This window comes from Cupriavidus oxalaticus, assembly GCF_038900635.1.
GTDB lineage: Bacteria > Pseudomonadota > Gammaproteobacteria > Burkholderiales > Burkholderiaceae > Cupriavidus > Cupriavidus oxalaticus_B.
In genome coordinates this window covers 250,468-264,537 of record NZ_JAYMRX010000005.1, presented here as the reverse complement: position 1 = coordinate 264,537, position 14,070 = coordinate 250,468, and the positions used below count along the sequence as shown (strand labels likewise).

Annotated in this window: 11 protein-coding genes; 7 read left to right on the top strand and 4 right to left on the bottom strand. The window is 65.3% G+C overall.

Translation table 11 applies throughout. From position 1 onward, the window contains the following. Positions 1–86 precede the first annotated feature (86 nt). Positions 87–1,292, bottom strand: coding sequence for a urate hydroxylase PuuD (locus tag VSR71_RS11600; protein ID WP_342913996.1), 1,206 nt, complete (start codon positions 1,290–1,292; stop codon positions 87–89). Between the two features lie 31 nt (positions 1,293–1,323). Next, positions 1,324–1,677 (bottom strand): hydroxyisourate hydrolase, encoded by a 354-nt coding sequence (gene uraH, locus VSR71_RS11595; RefSeq protein ID WP_029044808.1) that lies wholly within the window; start codon positions 1,675–1,677, stop codon positions 1,324–1,326. Between the two features lie 311 nt (positions 1,678–1,988). On the opposite strand from uraH, the gene VSR71_RS11590 reads away from it, so the two are divergent. The 6 genes from VSR71_RS11590 to VSR71_RS11565 all read left to right on the top strand — a co-directional run bounded on the left by VSR71_RS11590 (position 1,989) and on the right by VSR71_RS11565 (position 7,680). Then, positions 1,989–2,756, top strand: a complete 768-nt coding sequence (locus VSR71_RS11590; protein ID WP_342913995.1) for a GntR family transcriptional regulator — start codon at positions 1,989–1,991, stop codon at positions 2,754–2,756. Positions 2,757–2,950: 194 nt separating this feature from the next. Further along, positions 2,951–4,357: a nucleobase:cation symporter-2 family protein gene (locus tag VSR71_RS11585; protein ID WP_342913994.1), complete on the top strand. Its 1,407-nt coding sequence runs from the start codon at positions 2,951–2,953 to the stop codon at positions 4,355–4,357. Between the two features lie 111 nt (positions 4,358–4,468). Further along, positions 4,469–5,413 carry an allantoinase PuuE gene (puuE, locus tag VSR71_RS11580; protein WP_342913993.1) on the top strand — a complete coding sequence of 315 codons (945 nt, stop codon included), beginning with the start codon at positions 4,469–4,471 and terminating at the stop codon, positions 5,411–5,413. 12 nt (positions 5,414–5,425) lie between these two features. Beyond that, complete coding sequence (gene uraD, locus VSR71_RS11575) at positions 5,426–5,944, top strand: 2-oxo-4-hydroxy-4-carboxy-5-ureidoimidazoline decarboxylase (protein WP_342913992.1); 519 nt, start codon at positions 5,426–5,428, stop codon at positions 5,942–5,944. A gap of 183 nt (positions 5,945–6,127) precedes the next feature. Then, a complete protein-coding gene (locus VSR71_RS11570) occupies positions 6,128–7,195 on the top strand; it encodes a porin (RefSeq protein WP_342913991.1) in 1,068 nt (355 codons plus the stop codon). 239 nt (positions 7,196–7,434) lie between these two features. After that, a complete protein-coding gene (locus VSR71_RS11565; protein ID WP_029045604.1) occupies positions 7,435–7,680 on the top strand; it encodes a hypothetical protein in 246 nt (81 codons plus the stop codon). Between the two features lie 120 nt (positions 7,681–7,800). Here the strand turns inward: VSR71_RS11565 and VSR71_RS11560 are convergent, their stop codons facing one another. Both VSR71_RS11560 and VSR71_RS11555 read right to left on the bottom strand, forming a co-directional pair. Next, positions 7,801–10,122, bottom strand: a complete 2,322-nt coding sequence (locus VSR71_RS11560) for an NADP-dependent malic enzyme (protein ID WP_342913990.1) — start codon at positions 10,120–10,122, stop codon at positions 7,801–7,803. A 298-nt stretch (positions 10,123–10,420) separates the two neighbouring features. Beyond that, complete coding sequence (locus tag VSR71_RS11555) at positions 10,421–11,080, bottom strand: DUF4136 domain-containing protein (RefSeq protein WP_342913989.1); 660 nt, start codon at positions 11,078–11,080, stop codon at positions 10,421–10,423. 257 nt (positions 11,081–11,337) lie between these two features. Here VSR71_RS11555 and pepN point away from each other — a divergent pair, with 257 nt between their 5' ends. Next, complete coding sequence (gene pepN / locus VSR71_RS11550) at positions 11,338–14,064, top strand: aminopeptidase N (RefSeq protein WP_342913988.1); 2,727 nt, start codon at positions 11,338–11,340, stop codon at positions 14,062–14,064. The last annotated feature ends 6 nt before the right edge of the window (positions 14,065–14,070 follow it).

Sequence of the window (14,070 nt, the reverse complement as noted above, 5' to 3'; positions counted from 1 at the left end):
CCTCCGGACCGTCGATCACCGATGCTCGGATTTCGCGGGCCGGCTCGTCAAAAGCCGGCCCCAACTCTTTTCAGCTCACGCCACCATCAGTTGGTGGTCTTGGCACCGCCTTCGAACCACTGCCCCAGCAGCGCGCGTTCGTCGTCGGTAATCTGCGTCACGTTGCCCAGCGGCATCGCCTTCTGCTGCACCGCCTGCTGGTAGATCAGCTGGGCATGGGTCTTGATGTCTTCCGGCGTCTCGAGCTTGATGCCCTTGGCCGCGGTCGGCATCATCTTCGGCTGCTCGGCGTGGCACTGCACGCAGCGCGCATTCATCACTTCCTGCACCTTGGCAAAGCTGACGGTCGCTGCGGCTGCCTCGCCACCCTTGGCCACGGCCGGGCGCGGCTGCGGCGCGATCATCACGGCGACCACGGCCAGCGCGGCAACGCCGGCGGCGGGCCACAGCACGTTGATCTTGCCCTTGTGCTTCAGGATGAAGAACTGGCGGATCAGCACGCCCGACAGCATGATCAGGATCAGCACCACCCAGTTGTACTTGGACGCGTACGTCATGCTGTAGTGGTTCGACAGCATCGCGAACAGCACCGGCAGCGTGAAGTAGGTGTTGTGCACGCTGCGCTGCTTGCCGCGCTTGCCGTGGATCGGGTCCACCGGCTGGCCGGCCTTCAGTGCCGCCACCACCTTGCGCTGGCCCGGGATGATCCATGCCAGCACGTTGGCGCTCATGATCGTCGCCACCATCGCGCCGGTCAGCAGGAACGCCGCGCGGCCCGAGAAGACATGGCACGCGACGTAGGCGGCCGCCGCGATGTAGATCGCCACCAGGATGCCGACCAGGCGGTCATTCTTGTTGAACAGGCGGCAGATGCTGTCATAGACGATCCAGCCGATCAGCAGGTACGACACCGCGAAGCCGACCGCCGCGCCAGGCGACATGTCGAACACATTCTTGTCGATCAGGAACGTGCTGGCGTTGAACAGGTACAGCACCACCAGCAGCGCGAAGCCGCTCATCCAGGTCGAGTACGACTCCCAGTAGAACCAGTGCAGGTTCTCCGGCAACTGCTTGGGCGCAGTCAGGTACTTCTGCGGGTTGTAGAAGCCGCCGCCGTGCACGGCCCACAGCTCGCCATCGACGCCCTTTTCCTTCAGGTCGGGCGCGGTGGGCTTGGTCAGGCTGTTGTCCAGCCACACGAAATAGAACGAAGAGCCGATCCATGCGATCGCGGTGATGACGTGCACCCACCGCAGCAGCATATTGGCCCAGTCGAGGATATAGCCTTCCATGTCTTGTCTCCTGTTTCCCTAAGCCACCGCGTCAGCTGCCGCGGTAGGTCGAGTACGACCAGGGCGAAACCAGGAGCGGCACGTGGTAGTGCGCGTTGACGTCGGCAATGCCGAAGCGCAGGGGCACCACGTCCAGGAAAGCCGGCTCGGGCAGCTTCGTGCCCTGTGCGCGGAAATAGTCGCCCGCGGCGAATTCCAGTTCGTACACGCCGGCGGCAAGGTCGGCGCCTTCCAGCAGCGGCTGGTCGCAGCGGCCGTCGTGGTTGGTGACCACGGTCTTCAGGGTTTCGCGGCGATTGTCGACAATTTTATGGAGAGTAATCGACATCCCTTGTCCGGGCGTGCCGGCAGCGGTGTCAAGAACGTGGGTAGTCAAGCGTCCCATCGTATTTGTCCTTTTGCGATTGGGTTGTGAGGGGCGCCGCTGCCTTCACTAGCACCATTTACGGGAATGGTGCCCGCTCGGTACGTCTGGTAACGCATCCCGGCGCTGGGTTGGTGCGTGGCGACAATGCGCCTGCCCGACCCGGTTGGCAATTCAGGGATTTCCCTGAGTTGTCGAAAACCTGAGCTGGTTTTGTTGACAATATTGAGGCCCCAACCAAATAATTGTCAACAATTTTCGGATCACCGAACCCTGATACACGGGATTACGGGGGTCCGGACCGACCTGACTGCATGACTGCTGGTGCCAAGATGTCCAAGAGCCTGAAGCTGATTGCCGGTGTCACCGGCGTTTCCGATGCCGATCCGACCGGATCCCTGCCCGCCAGGCCGGACAAGCCCGCGCGCAAGGGCTCGGTCGAAGAGCGCATGTACCACGAGATCTACGACGCGATCATGGAGCACCGGCTGCCGCCGCGCACCAAGCTCACCGAGCATTCGCTTTGCGAGATCTATGCCACCGCGCGCCACACCGTACGCAAGGTGCTGTCGCACCTGGCCGCCGATGGCATGGTCGACCTCGAACCCAATCGCGGCGCCTTTATCGCCAGCCCTTCCACCGACGAAGCGCACGACATGTTCGAGCTGCGCCAGATGCTGGAGCGCGCAGTGCTGGAAAAACTCGCCGGCATGCCCGACGTGAAGACCGTGATCGCGCCGCTGCGCAAGATGGTCGCCAGCGAGCGCCAGGCCTTCCTGACGCACGACCGCCCCAAATGGATCCGGCTGTCCGCCGAATTCCACACGGCGCTGGCGGAACTGTCGGGCAACGCCCTGCTGGTCAACATGATGCGCCGGCTGGTGTCGCGCACCACGCTGATGATCGCCAGCGTGGAAGCCCCGGGCAACAACGCCTGCTCGTTCGACGAACACGAGGAAATCCTCGACGCACTGGAACAGGGCGATGCCGCGCTGGCCCAGTCGCGCATGGCGCACCACCTCGGCGCCTGCGCCGACCGCGTGCAGCCGGACGAGCCGGGCAGCTTCGATCTTCGCAGCGTACTAGGCCGCTCCACCTAGCACGGTGTACCCGCCACGCCCCAGCAAGAAGAAGGCCGAACGCCCGCCGTCCGCACCGCGCCCAGGCAGTGCAAACGAGAGCGCAGCGACGGCAGGCCGAAAACAACGATAGCGAGGCCGGCAACACGCATTGCTGGCACAGAACTGGCACGGACGTGGCGTTCCCATCAAACCAAAGGAGAGGAGACGCACCAATGAATTCCGCAAGCACCACGGTCCCGACGGACCTCACCAACGAGCGTTTGCCTTCAGGGCGCCTGCTCGCGCTTGGTCTGCAGCATGTTCTGGTGATGTACGCCGGCACGGTTGCCGTACCCCTGATCGTCGGCGGCGCGCTCAAGCTGCCCAAGGACCAGCTGGCTTTCCTGATCAACGCCGACCTTTTCGCCGCGGGCCTGGCCACGCTGATCCAGGCCATCGGCTTCTGGAAGTTCGGCATCCGCCTGCCGGTGATGATGGGCGTGACCTTTGCCTCGGTGGCGCCGATGATCGCCATCGGCACCGATCCCAACGTCGGCCTGCTCGGCATCTACGGCGCGGTGATCGCGTCAGGGATCTTCGGCATCCTGATTTCGCCGATGATGGGGCGCATGCTCGGCTTGTTCCCGCCGGTGGTGACTGGCACGGTGATCACGCTGATCGGCGTGTCGCTGATGCGCGTGGCCATCAACTGGTCGGCCGGCGGCCAGCCCACCACGCGCGCCGTCATCGACGGCGTCGTCAAGGAAGTGCCCAACCTGGCCTATGGCGACCTGGCCAACCTTGGCATCGCCGGCCTGACGCTGGTCGTCATCCTGATGCTGACCAAATACGGCCGCGGCCTGGTGGCCAACTGCGCGGTGCTGCTGGGCATTATCGGGGGCACGCTGGTGGCGATGGCAATGGGCAAGGTGTCGTTCGAAGGCCTCGATGAAGCCAGCTTCGTCGCCGTCATCACGCCGCTGCACTTCGGCATGCCGACGTTCGAGGTAACCGCGATCCTGTCGATGTGCATCGTCATGCTGATCACGCTGGTGGAATCGACCGGCATGTTCCTGGCGCTGTCGGACATCACGGGCAAGAAGCTGAGCAATGAGGACCTGACCCGCGGCCTGCGCGCCGACGGCCTGGGCACCGTGATCGGCGGCATCTTCAACACCTTCCCGTACACCTCGTTCTCGCAGAACGTCGGCCTGGTCACCGTGACCGGCGTGCGCTCGCGCTACGTGGCCGCGGCCGGCGGCCTGATCCTGATCGCCTTCGGCCTGTTCCCCAAGATGGCCCACGTGGTGGCCTCGGTGCCGCAGTTCGTGCTGGGCGGCGCCGGCATCGTGATGTTCGGCATGGTGGCCGCCACCGGTATCCGCATCCTGGGCTCGTGCGATTTCAACCGCAATCGCCACAACCTGTTCATCGTCGCCATCGCGATCGGCTTCGGCATGATCCCGACGCTGGCACCGACGTTCTTCCAGTACCTGCCCAAGTGGACTAGCCCCTTTACCCACAGCGGCATCGTGCTCGGCACGATCGTGGCCGTGGCGCTGAACCTGTTCTACAACGGCATCCAGTCGCGCGAGGAAGCGATGCGCAACGCCGCCGCCAATTCGCACGGCACCGAGTAACGGTTATATCGAAGCATGCCGCCGGGCCAGTGACTGGCTCGCTCATTGCACAGTCGACGGCGCTTGCGGGCGCCGCGGCCCGGACGGTTTCCCCTGAAGCAAGCAACGACCATGACAACAGAGAACTATCCACGCGATCTCATCGGTTACGGCGCCCGGCCGCCGCACGCCCGCTGGCCGGGCGGCGCGCGCATCGCCGTGCAGTTCGTGCTCAACTACGAAGAAGGCGGCGAGAACTGCGTGCTGCATGGCGACGCCGCCTCCGAGCAGTTCCTCTCCGAGATCGTCGGCGCCGCGGCCTATCCCGACCGCCACATGAGCATGGAGGGCATCTACGAATACGGCTCGCGCGCCGGCGTCTGGCGCATCCTGCGCGAGTTCGAACAGCGCGGGCTGCCGCTGACCATCTTCGGCGTGTCGATGGCGCTGCAGCGCCATCCGGAACTGACGCGCGCCTTCGTCGAGCTGGGCCACGAGATCGCCTGCCACGGCTGGCGCTGGATCCACTACCAGAACATCGACGAGGCCACCGAGCGCGAGCACATGCGCATCGGCATGCAGATCATCAAGGACCTGACCGGCGAGCTGCCGCTGGGCTGGTACACCGGCCGCGACAGCCCCAACACGCGCCGCCTGGTGGTCGAGCACGGCGGCTTGCTGTACGACTCCGACTACTACGGCGACGACCTGCCCTTCTGGACCGAAGTGGAAGTCACCGGCGGCGAGAAGAAGCCCCACCTGGTGGTGCCATACACGCTGGACTCGAACGACATGCGCTTTGCCACGCCGCAGGGCTTCAACACCGGCGAGCAGTTCTTCCAGTACCTGAAGGATGCGTTCGACGTGCTCTACGAGGAAGGCAATCCCGCCGGGCACGACAGTCCCAAGATGCTGTCGATCGGCATGCACTGCCGGCTGCTCGGCCGCCCCGGCCGCTTCCGCGCGCTGCAGCGCTTCCTCGACTACGTGCAGGGCCATGACAAGGTGTGGATCTGCCGCCGTGTCGACATCGCCCGCCACTGGGCCGAGACCCATCCCTACACGCCCGCCAAGTAATCCGGATTCAGCATGAGCCAGACCTATACCCTCGCCCAACTCAACACCATGCCTGTCGCGGAATTCGTGCAGGTGCTGGGCGGCATCTATGAACATTCGCCGTGGTTCGCCGAGGCCGCCGCCGCGCAACGTCCCTTTGCCGATGCCGCCGCGCTGGCGCAGGCGCTGCGCAGCGCCGTGGATGAAGCCGGCGAGGCCGCGCAGCTGAAGCTGGTGCGCGCCCACCCGGAGCTTGCCGGCAAGGCCGCGGTGCGCGGCGAGCTGACCGCCGAGTCCACGCGCGAGCAGAGCGGCGCCGGCCTGAACCTGTGCACGCCGGAAGAGTTCGATCGCCTGCAGGCGCTCAACGCCGCGTACAACCAGAAGTTCGGCTTTCCGTTCATCCTCGCCGTGCGCGGCTACGACCGCCACGGGATCATCGCGGAGTTCGCGCGCCGCGTAGAAAACTCGCCGAAGGAAGAGTTGCAAACCTGCATCAACCAGATCCATCGCATTGCGCAGTTCCGTCTTGACGACTTAGTATCCGCGTGACAAAAAAAGCTTCACCTGTATAACAAAAAACGCTGTACCCGATGCCGCCGGTCCCCCGAGCAACACCACCACACCGAGCCAAGGCCAGGCGGCACGAATAAAAGCACAAAGACATTAAAAGAACCCGACAGGGACCCAGTACACAACGTTCCAAGCAGGATTCAAAACCACGGAGGTCTAAACATGCAGAAGCAGTACAAGCCGGCAATGAAGCTGGCGGCGGTAGCGGCTACCTTTCTTTCCGGCACGGCCATGGCCCAGTCCAGCGTGACGCTGTACGGCCAGGCCGACATGTTCGTCGGTGCAGTCAAGAGCCCGGGTACGGGCGAGCGCGCATGGGTCGCCAATTCGGGCGGTATGCAGACGTCTTACTGGGGTATCAAGGGCACCGAAGACCTGGGCAGCGGCACCAAGGCCATCTTCGACCTGAACGGCTTCTTCCGTACCGACAGCGGCAACAGCGGCCGCTTCAACGGCGACTCGATGTTCAGCCGCAATGCCTTTGTCGGCCTGCAGAACGACAAGGCCGGCACCATCAAGCTGGGCCGCAACACCACGCCGTACTTCGTGTCGACCATCCTGTTCAACCCGCTGATCGACTCGTACGTGTTCTCGCCGACGATCTTCCACACCTACTTCGGCGCGACCAGCGGCGCGGTGGTGGATCCGGGCGTCATCGGCGATTCGGGCTGGAACAACTCGGTGCTGTACTCCACGCCGAATTTCGGCGGCCTGACCGCCAACTTCATCTACGCCTTCGGCGAGCAAGCCGGCGCCGCCGGCAAGAACAAGTGGGGCGGCAACCTGATGTACTTCAGCGGCCCGTTCGCGGCCACGGTTGCCTACCAGCAGGTGCGTTTCGACAATGTGCCGACCGACCTGAGCTCCGCCGGCCTGTCGCGCCAGGACGCCGCGCAGATCGGCCTGTCCTATGACTTCAATGTGGTCAAGCTGTTCGCGCAGGGCCAGTACATCAAGACCCGCGCCACCACCGCGCCGTCGGGCGACACCAAGCACATCGACGGCCAGTTTGGTGCCTCGGTGCCCATCGGCGCCGGCAGCCTGCTCGCTTCCTACGCCTACGGCAAGGTCGACAACTCGCTGGGCGACTTCAAGCGCAACACCTTTGCCGTCGCCTACGATTACAACCTGTCCAAGCGTACCGACGTCTACGCCGCCTATTACTACGACAAGATCACCGGCATCGAGCACGGCGATACCTTCGGCGTAGGCGTGCGCCACAAGTTCTGATGGCGTAACCGTCTCACCGGCAGTCCTGATGCCCGCCCTTCCGGCGGGCTTTTTATTGCACCTGCACCAGTCACTTGTGGCAGGAAAACATCACGGAATGCTGCGCCGCGCCATTTGATGCCAAGCCCCACAGCGGATCGGAAACCCTCGCTCCATAGCGGGATTCAATTGGAAGGGCCATCTTGCGCTACCTAGATTGGTGTTCCAGGCCTCAAAACTCGATCCTAGAGAGGTGACTCATGCGGCGATATGCGAAGACGCGATCCGAACTGATGGCCATCCTGAACCAGTGCCTCGACAACAACCCCGAGTGCGGCGAATGCGAGCTGCACGCGGTGCGAATGCACCAGCCTGACCACACCGGATGCAACTGGAGCGCCGAGGTCGATTTTCGACAGGAATACGTCGAAAACCTCGACACCCAGCTGGCCGCGGCCAAGTCCATCATCGTGGTCATGCGTGAGCAGTACAACGTGCTGCAATAGCCACCGCACCGGATGCCTGCCGCACCTGTCGTGCGGCAAGGCAGCATCAAACAAAAAGCCGGGTCACCGACCCGGCTTTTTGCATCCTGGCGCAACGCCAGCAGCTACGCTATCGGCACCTCAGCGGATGGCATTGCACTCCGCCACCGCCACCGCAGTCATGTTGACGATGCGGCGCGTGGTCGCCTGCGGGTTCAGGATGTGCACCGGCTTGGCCGCGCCCAGCAGGATCGGGCCCACAGTCACGCCCTGTCCGCCCGTGATCTTGAGCAGGTTGAAGGCGATGTTGGCGGCGTCCAGCGTCGGCATGACCAGCAGGTTGGCGCTGCCGGCCAGCTTGGTCGACGGCAGGAAGTGGCGGCGCACGTCCTCATCCAGGGCGGCGTCGCCCTGCATCTCGCCTTCCACTTCCAGGTGCGGTGCCGCCTTGGCCAGGATCGCGGCAGCCTCGCGCATCTTGCGCGCCGACGGACGCGTCGACGAGCCGAACATCGAGTGCGACATCAGCGCGGCCTTGGGATGCAGGCCGAAGCGCGCGATCTCCTCGGCGGCCAGTTGCGCGATCGCGGCCAGTTCCTCGGCGGTGGGATCGTCATTGACGAAGGTGTCGGTGATGAACAGCGTGTGCTTTTCCAGCATCAGGGCGTTCATCGCGGCAAACACCCTGGCACCGGGCGCCAGGCCGATCACGTCGCGCACGTGCTCCAGGTGCGCCTCGAAGCGGCCCACGGTGCCGCACAGCAGCGCGTCGGCGTCGCCCATGTGCATCAGCATGGTGCCGATCAGCGTGTTGGAGCGGCGCAGCGCCACCTTGGCCATGTCCGGCGTGACGCCATCGCGGCCGCGCAGCGCGTGGTAGGCCTCGTGGTAGGCGCGGTAGCGCGGGTCTTCTTCCGGGTTGACCAGGTCGAAGTCCACGCCGGCCTTCAGACGCAGGCCGGCCTTCTCGATGCGCATCTGGATCACGTGCGGGCGGCCGATCAGGGTCGGGCGCGCCAGCCCTTCATCGACCACGCCCTGCACCGCGCGCAGCACGCGCTCTTCCTCGCCCTCGGCATAGGCCACGCGCTTGGGCGCGGCCTTGGCGGCCGAGAACACCGGCTTCATGATCAGGCCGGTGTGGTAGACGTAGGTCGACAGCTGCTGGCGATACGCTTCCAGGTCCTGGATCGGGCGCGTGGCCACGCCGGACTCTTCAGCGGCCTTGGCCACCGCTGGCGCGATCTTCTCGATCAGGCGCTGGTCGAACGGCGTCGGGATGATGTAGTCGGGGCCGAACTTCAGCTCGCGGCCACCGTAGGCGGCGGCCACGGCCTCGTTCAGTTCGGCTTCGGCCAGATCGGCGATCGCCTTCACGCACGCCAGCTTCATCGCTTCCGTGATCTTGGTCGCGCCGCAATCGAGCGCGCCGCGGAAGATATACGGGAAGCACAGCACGTTGTTGACCTGGTTCGGATAATCCGAACGGCCGGTCGCGATGATGCAGTCGGGGCGCGCGGCCTTGGCCACTTCCGGGCGGATTTCCGGCTCGGGGTTGGCCAGTGCCAGGATGATGGGCTTGTCGGCCATGGTCTTGACCATGTCGCCGGTCAGCACGCCGGCGGTCGAGCAGCCCAGGAAGACGTCCGCGCCATTGACGATGTCGGCCAGCGTACGCGCCGAGGTGTCCTGCGCGTAGCGGGCCTTGTTGGCTTCCATGTTGGCGTCGCGGCCAACGTAGATCACGCCCTTGGAGTCCACCACCGAGACGTTCTCGCGCTTCACGCCCAGGCTCACCATGGTGTCCAGGCAGGCAATTGCCGCGGCGCCGGCGCCCGACACCGCCAGCTTGACCTTGGCGATATCCTTGCCGACCACCTTCAGGCCGTTCAGCAGCGCCGCCGCCGAGATGATGGCGGTGCCGTGCTGGTCGTCGTGGAAGACGGGGATGTTCATGCGCTCGCGCAGCTTCTGCTCGATGTAGAAGCATTCCGGCGCCTTGATGTCTTCGAGGTTCACGCCGCCCAGCGTGGGTTCCAGCGCGGCGACGATCTCGACGATCTTGTCCGGGTCGCGTGCGTCGAGCTCGATGTCGAACACGTCGATGCCGGCGAACTTCTTGAACAGGCAGCCCTTGCCCTCCATCACCGGCTTGCCGGCCAGCGGGCCGATGTCGCCCAGGCCCAGCACGGCGGTGCCGTTGGTCACCACGGCCACCAGGTTGGCGCGCGAGGTGTATTCAGCGGCGGTGGCGGGATCCTTGGCGATCTCCTCGCAGGCGTAGGCGACGCCCGGCGAGTAGGCCAGCGACAGATCGCGCTGGTTGGACAGCGCCTTGGTCGCGGTGACCTGGATCTTTCCCTTGGTGGGACTGCGGTGGTATTCCAGTGCAGCGAGGCGCAGTTGCGCTTCAGGACTGTTCGGGGCATGTTGCGGTGCATCACCGCTGTTCTGGCTGCTCATTGGCTCGTCCGGAAAATGGCCCGGTGCCGGAAGCGCCCTTCTCACGCCATGGTTCGTATCGGCCGCAATCGGGAGAAGGACCGGAAGCGAAAAAAAACATCTGGCAGCGAAACTGACGATTCCGACCACAAGGCTCGGAAAAATCGAGCAGTCATTCTACCCACGGCTTCGTGCAAAGTGCCACCAAAGCCAGTCCGGAAGCCGTTTTTTGCTCGGAATGTTCCAGTTAAACAGCTTTTACCAATGGGTATGCAATGAACGTGCAGAAGCATGCCTCTGCACGCATTTGCACGCAGTTCTATTTCTGCGGTTTCTCGACCTCCAGCTTGACCCGCCGCGGCCGTCCGCTGTCCCCCGGGAAGTCCGCAAAGATGCTGCGGATCAGGTACGGCATCGTCGCTGGCAGGCTGCCGTTCTCGGTCTGGTTCTGCGCCGTGACCTGGTAGACCCGCTTGCCGGTGGCAGCGTCCCTGAAATAGACCCGCACGTTCGAGAACAGCACCGGCACGTCGCGCACCACCGTCTGCGGCGGCCAGTAGCCCGGCCCCCACGGACCCCAGGGTCCCCAGGGCCCCCATGGGCGGTAATAGCCGGGACCCCAGTACGGCCCCCAATAGGGTCCCCAAGGGCCATACCAGGGATCGGGGTAGACCGTCTCGGCCACGCGTACGATGCCGGGCGCGGCGTCGTAATCCATGCTGATGCGGTAGCGCGCCTGTTTCTCCGGCACCTGCTCGTAGCCGGCGTCGTAGAGCGCCTCGGCCAGCCATTGTTCATAGGTCTGGCGATCCAGTTGACCCGCCTGCTCCGGCGTGCGCTCGAAGCTGTAGGTGCGGGGCGCATCGTTCTGCCAGCCGGGCTGGCGGAAGGCGGTGACATCGGTCACAACGGTGCTGGCGCAGCCTGACAGCAGCAGCGCCAATAGCGCCAGCGCGCCCCACAGGGCCGGGAATCCCATGAGCCCCGCATTTCTTCCGGTTTCATTGCCGACACCGCCTGCGCGCTGCCACATAGTGCTACCTCGTTTTCCACACTGTCGAAATCGTTCTGCGTGTCGCTGAGACCACGCGGCACCGGCGGAATTCCCGCCGGTCCGGGCGCGGCGGCTGACGATGAACCCCCACCCCCTTGGCTACAATGAGGACTTCGGCGCCATGCTTCGCCCGCACGCGCATGGCACCCTCCCCAACGGTCTTCCGAAGACAGGATCCCTCCATGCTGCGCACCGATACGCCCGTTACCGTCTATCGCAAGGACTATACCGCGCCCCCGTTCGCCATCGACCATGCCGACCTGTTGCTCGATCTCGATCCCCAGCGCACCGTCGTCACCAGCACGCTGCGTTTCGCGCGCCAGCCCGGCGCCGCCGCCGATGCGCCGCTGGTGCTGTGCGGCGACGAACTCGAACTGGTCGGCGTCAGCCTGGACGGCAAGCCGGTGGCCAACGCCACCCAGGACGCCGGCACGCTGTCCGTCCCCGGGCTGCCCGCGCAGGGCACGCTGGAAATCACCACCGCCTGCCAGCCCGCGGCCAATACCACGCTGTCGGGCCTGTACGTCTCCAACGGCAACTTCTTTACCCAGTGCGAGGCGGAGGGCTTCCGCCGCATCACCTACTTCCTCGACCGCCCGGACGTGATGGCGACCTTCCGCGTCACGCTGCGCGCCAATCGCGAGGCGTATCCGGTGCTGCTGTCCAACGGCAACCTGGCCAGCAAGCATGACCTGCCCGACGGCCGCCATGAAGCCGTGTGGGAAGACCCGTTCCGCAAGCCGTCGTACCTGTTCGCGCTGGTGGCCGGCAAGCTGGAATGCATCGAGGAAAAGATCCAGTCCGCCTCCGGCAAGGACAAGCTGCTGCAGGTCTGGGTCGAAGCGCGCGACCTGGACAAGACCCGCCACGCGATGGATTCGCTGGTCCATTCGATCCGCTGGGATGAACAGCGCTTCGGGCTGGAACTCGATCTCGACCGCTTCATGATCGTCGCCGTCGGCGACTTCAACATGGGCGCGATGGAGAACAAGGGCCTGAACATCTTCAACACCAAGTACGTGCTGGCCAATGCGGAAACCGCCACCGACACGGATTTCGCCAATATCGAGGCGGTGGTCGGCCACGAGTACTTCCACAACTGGACCGGCAACCGCGTGACTTGCCGCGACTGGTTCCAGCTGTCGCTGAAGGAAGGCCTGACGGTGTTCCGCGACCAGGAATTCTCCGCCGACATGATGGGCTCGGAATCGGGCCGCGCGGTCAAGCGCATCGAGGACGTGCGCGTGCTGCGCCAGGTGCAGTTCCCCGAGGACGCCGGCCCGATGGCGCACCCGGTGCGCCCCGACAGCTACGAAGAGATCAACAACTTCTACACCGTCACGGTGTACGAGAAAGGCGCCGAGGTCGTGCGCATGTACCAGACCCTGCTGGGCCGCGACGGCTTCCGCAAGGGCATGGACCTGTACTTCCAGCGCCATGACGGCCAGGCCGTCACCTGCGACGACTTCCGCGCGGCGATGGCCGATGCCAACGGCCGTGACCTGACGCAGTTCGGCCTGTGGTACAGCCAGGCCGGCACGCCAGTGGTAACCGCGCGCACTGCGTGGAACGCCGACGACGGCAGCCTGACGCTGACGCTGACGCAGCGCTGCCCCAAGGTCGGTATCGAGACCAGCGCCGGCACGCCCGATAAGCAGCCCTTCCACATCCCGTTCGCGCTCGGCCTGCTTGGCGCCGATGGCAAGGACCTGCCGCTGCAGCTCGAAGGCGAAAGCGCGCCCGGCGCGACCACGCGCGTGCTCGACTTCACGCAGGCCGAGCAGACCTTCCGCTTTACCAACCTGCCGCGCGGCGCGGGGTCAGGCGATGGCGCACCGCTGCCGTCGCTGCTGCGCAATTTCTCCGCGCCGGTGATCGTCGATGCCGATTACACCGACGCGCAGCTGACCTTCCTGCTCGCGCACGACAGCGACGCCTTCAACCGCTGGGAAGCCGGCCAGCGCCTGGCCACGCGCGCACTGCTGCAGCTGGTCGCCGACGTGCAGGCCGGCCGCGAACTCAGGCTCGACCCGGCACTGGCGCAGGCCATGCGCGCGGTGCTGACCGACGACACGCTCAACCCCGCCTTCCGCGAGCAGGCGCTGGTGCTGCCCGCCGAAGCTTACCTGGCCGAGCGCATGGGGGTGGCCGACCCCGCCGCCATCCACCGCGCCCGCCAGTTCATGCGCGAAGGCCTGGCCCGCGCGCTCAAGGCCGACTGGCTGGCCGCCTACGAGGCCAACGCCACGCCTGGCCCCTACTCGCCGGATTCGACCTCCGCCGCCAGGCGCGCGCTGCGCAACCTCGCGCTCGGCTATCTGGCCGACAGCGGCGATGCCGACATGCACGCATTGGCCGACGAGCAGTACCAGGCCGCCGACAACATGACCGACCGCTTCTCCGCGCTGTCGGCGCTGGTCAACAGCTTCGCGCCCGGGCGCGAGCATGCGCTCACCGATTTCTACGAGCGCTTCGAGGACGACGCGCTGGTGATCGACAAATGGTTCTCGCTGCAGGGCATGCAGCGCGGCAGCGTGGGGCCACAATCGGGCGGCCCGCACGCCGGCAAACGCACCATCGACACCGTGCTCAGGCTGATGGAGCACCCGGCGTTCAACCTGCGCAATCCCAACCGCGCGCGCTCGCTGATCTTCAGCTTCTGCTCCGGCAATCCGGCGCAGTTCCATGCCGAAGACGGCTCGGGCTACCGCTTCTGGGCCGACCAGGTACTGGCGCTCGACGCCATCAACCCGCAGGTGGCCGCGCGCCTGGCGCGGGTGATGGACCGCTGGCAGAAGTACGAGCTGACGCTGCGCGACCGCATGCGCGCCGAACTGGAGCGCGTCGCCGCCAGCACCACGCTGTCGCGCGACGTCAGGGAGATCGTCGGCAAGGCGCTGGCCGCCTGAACCAAT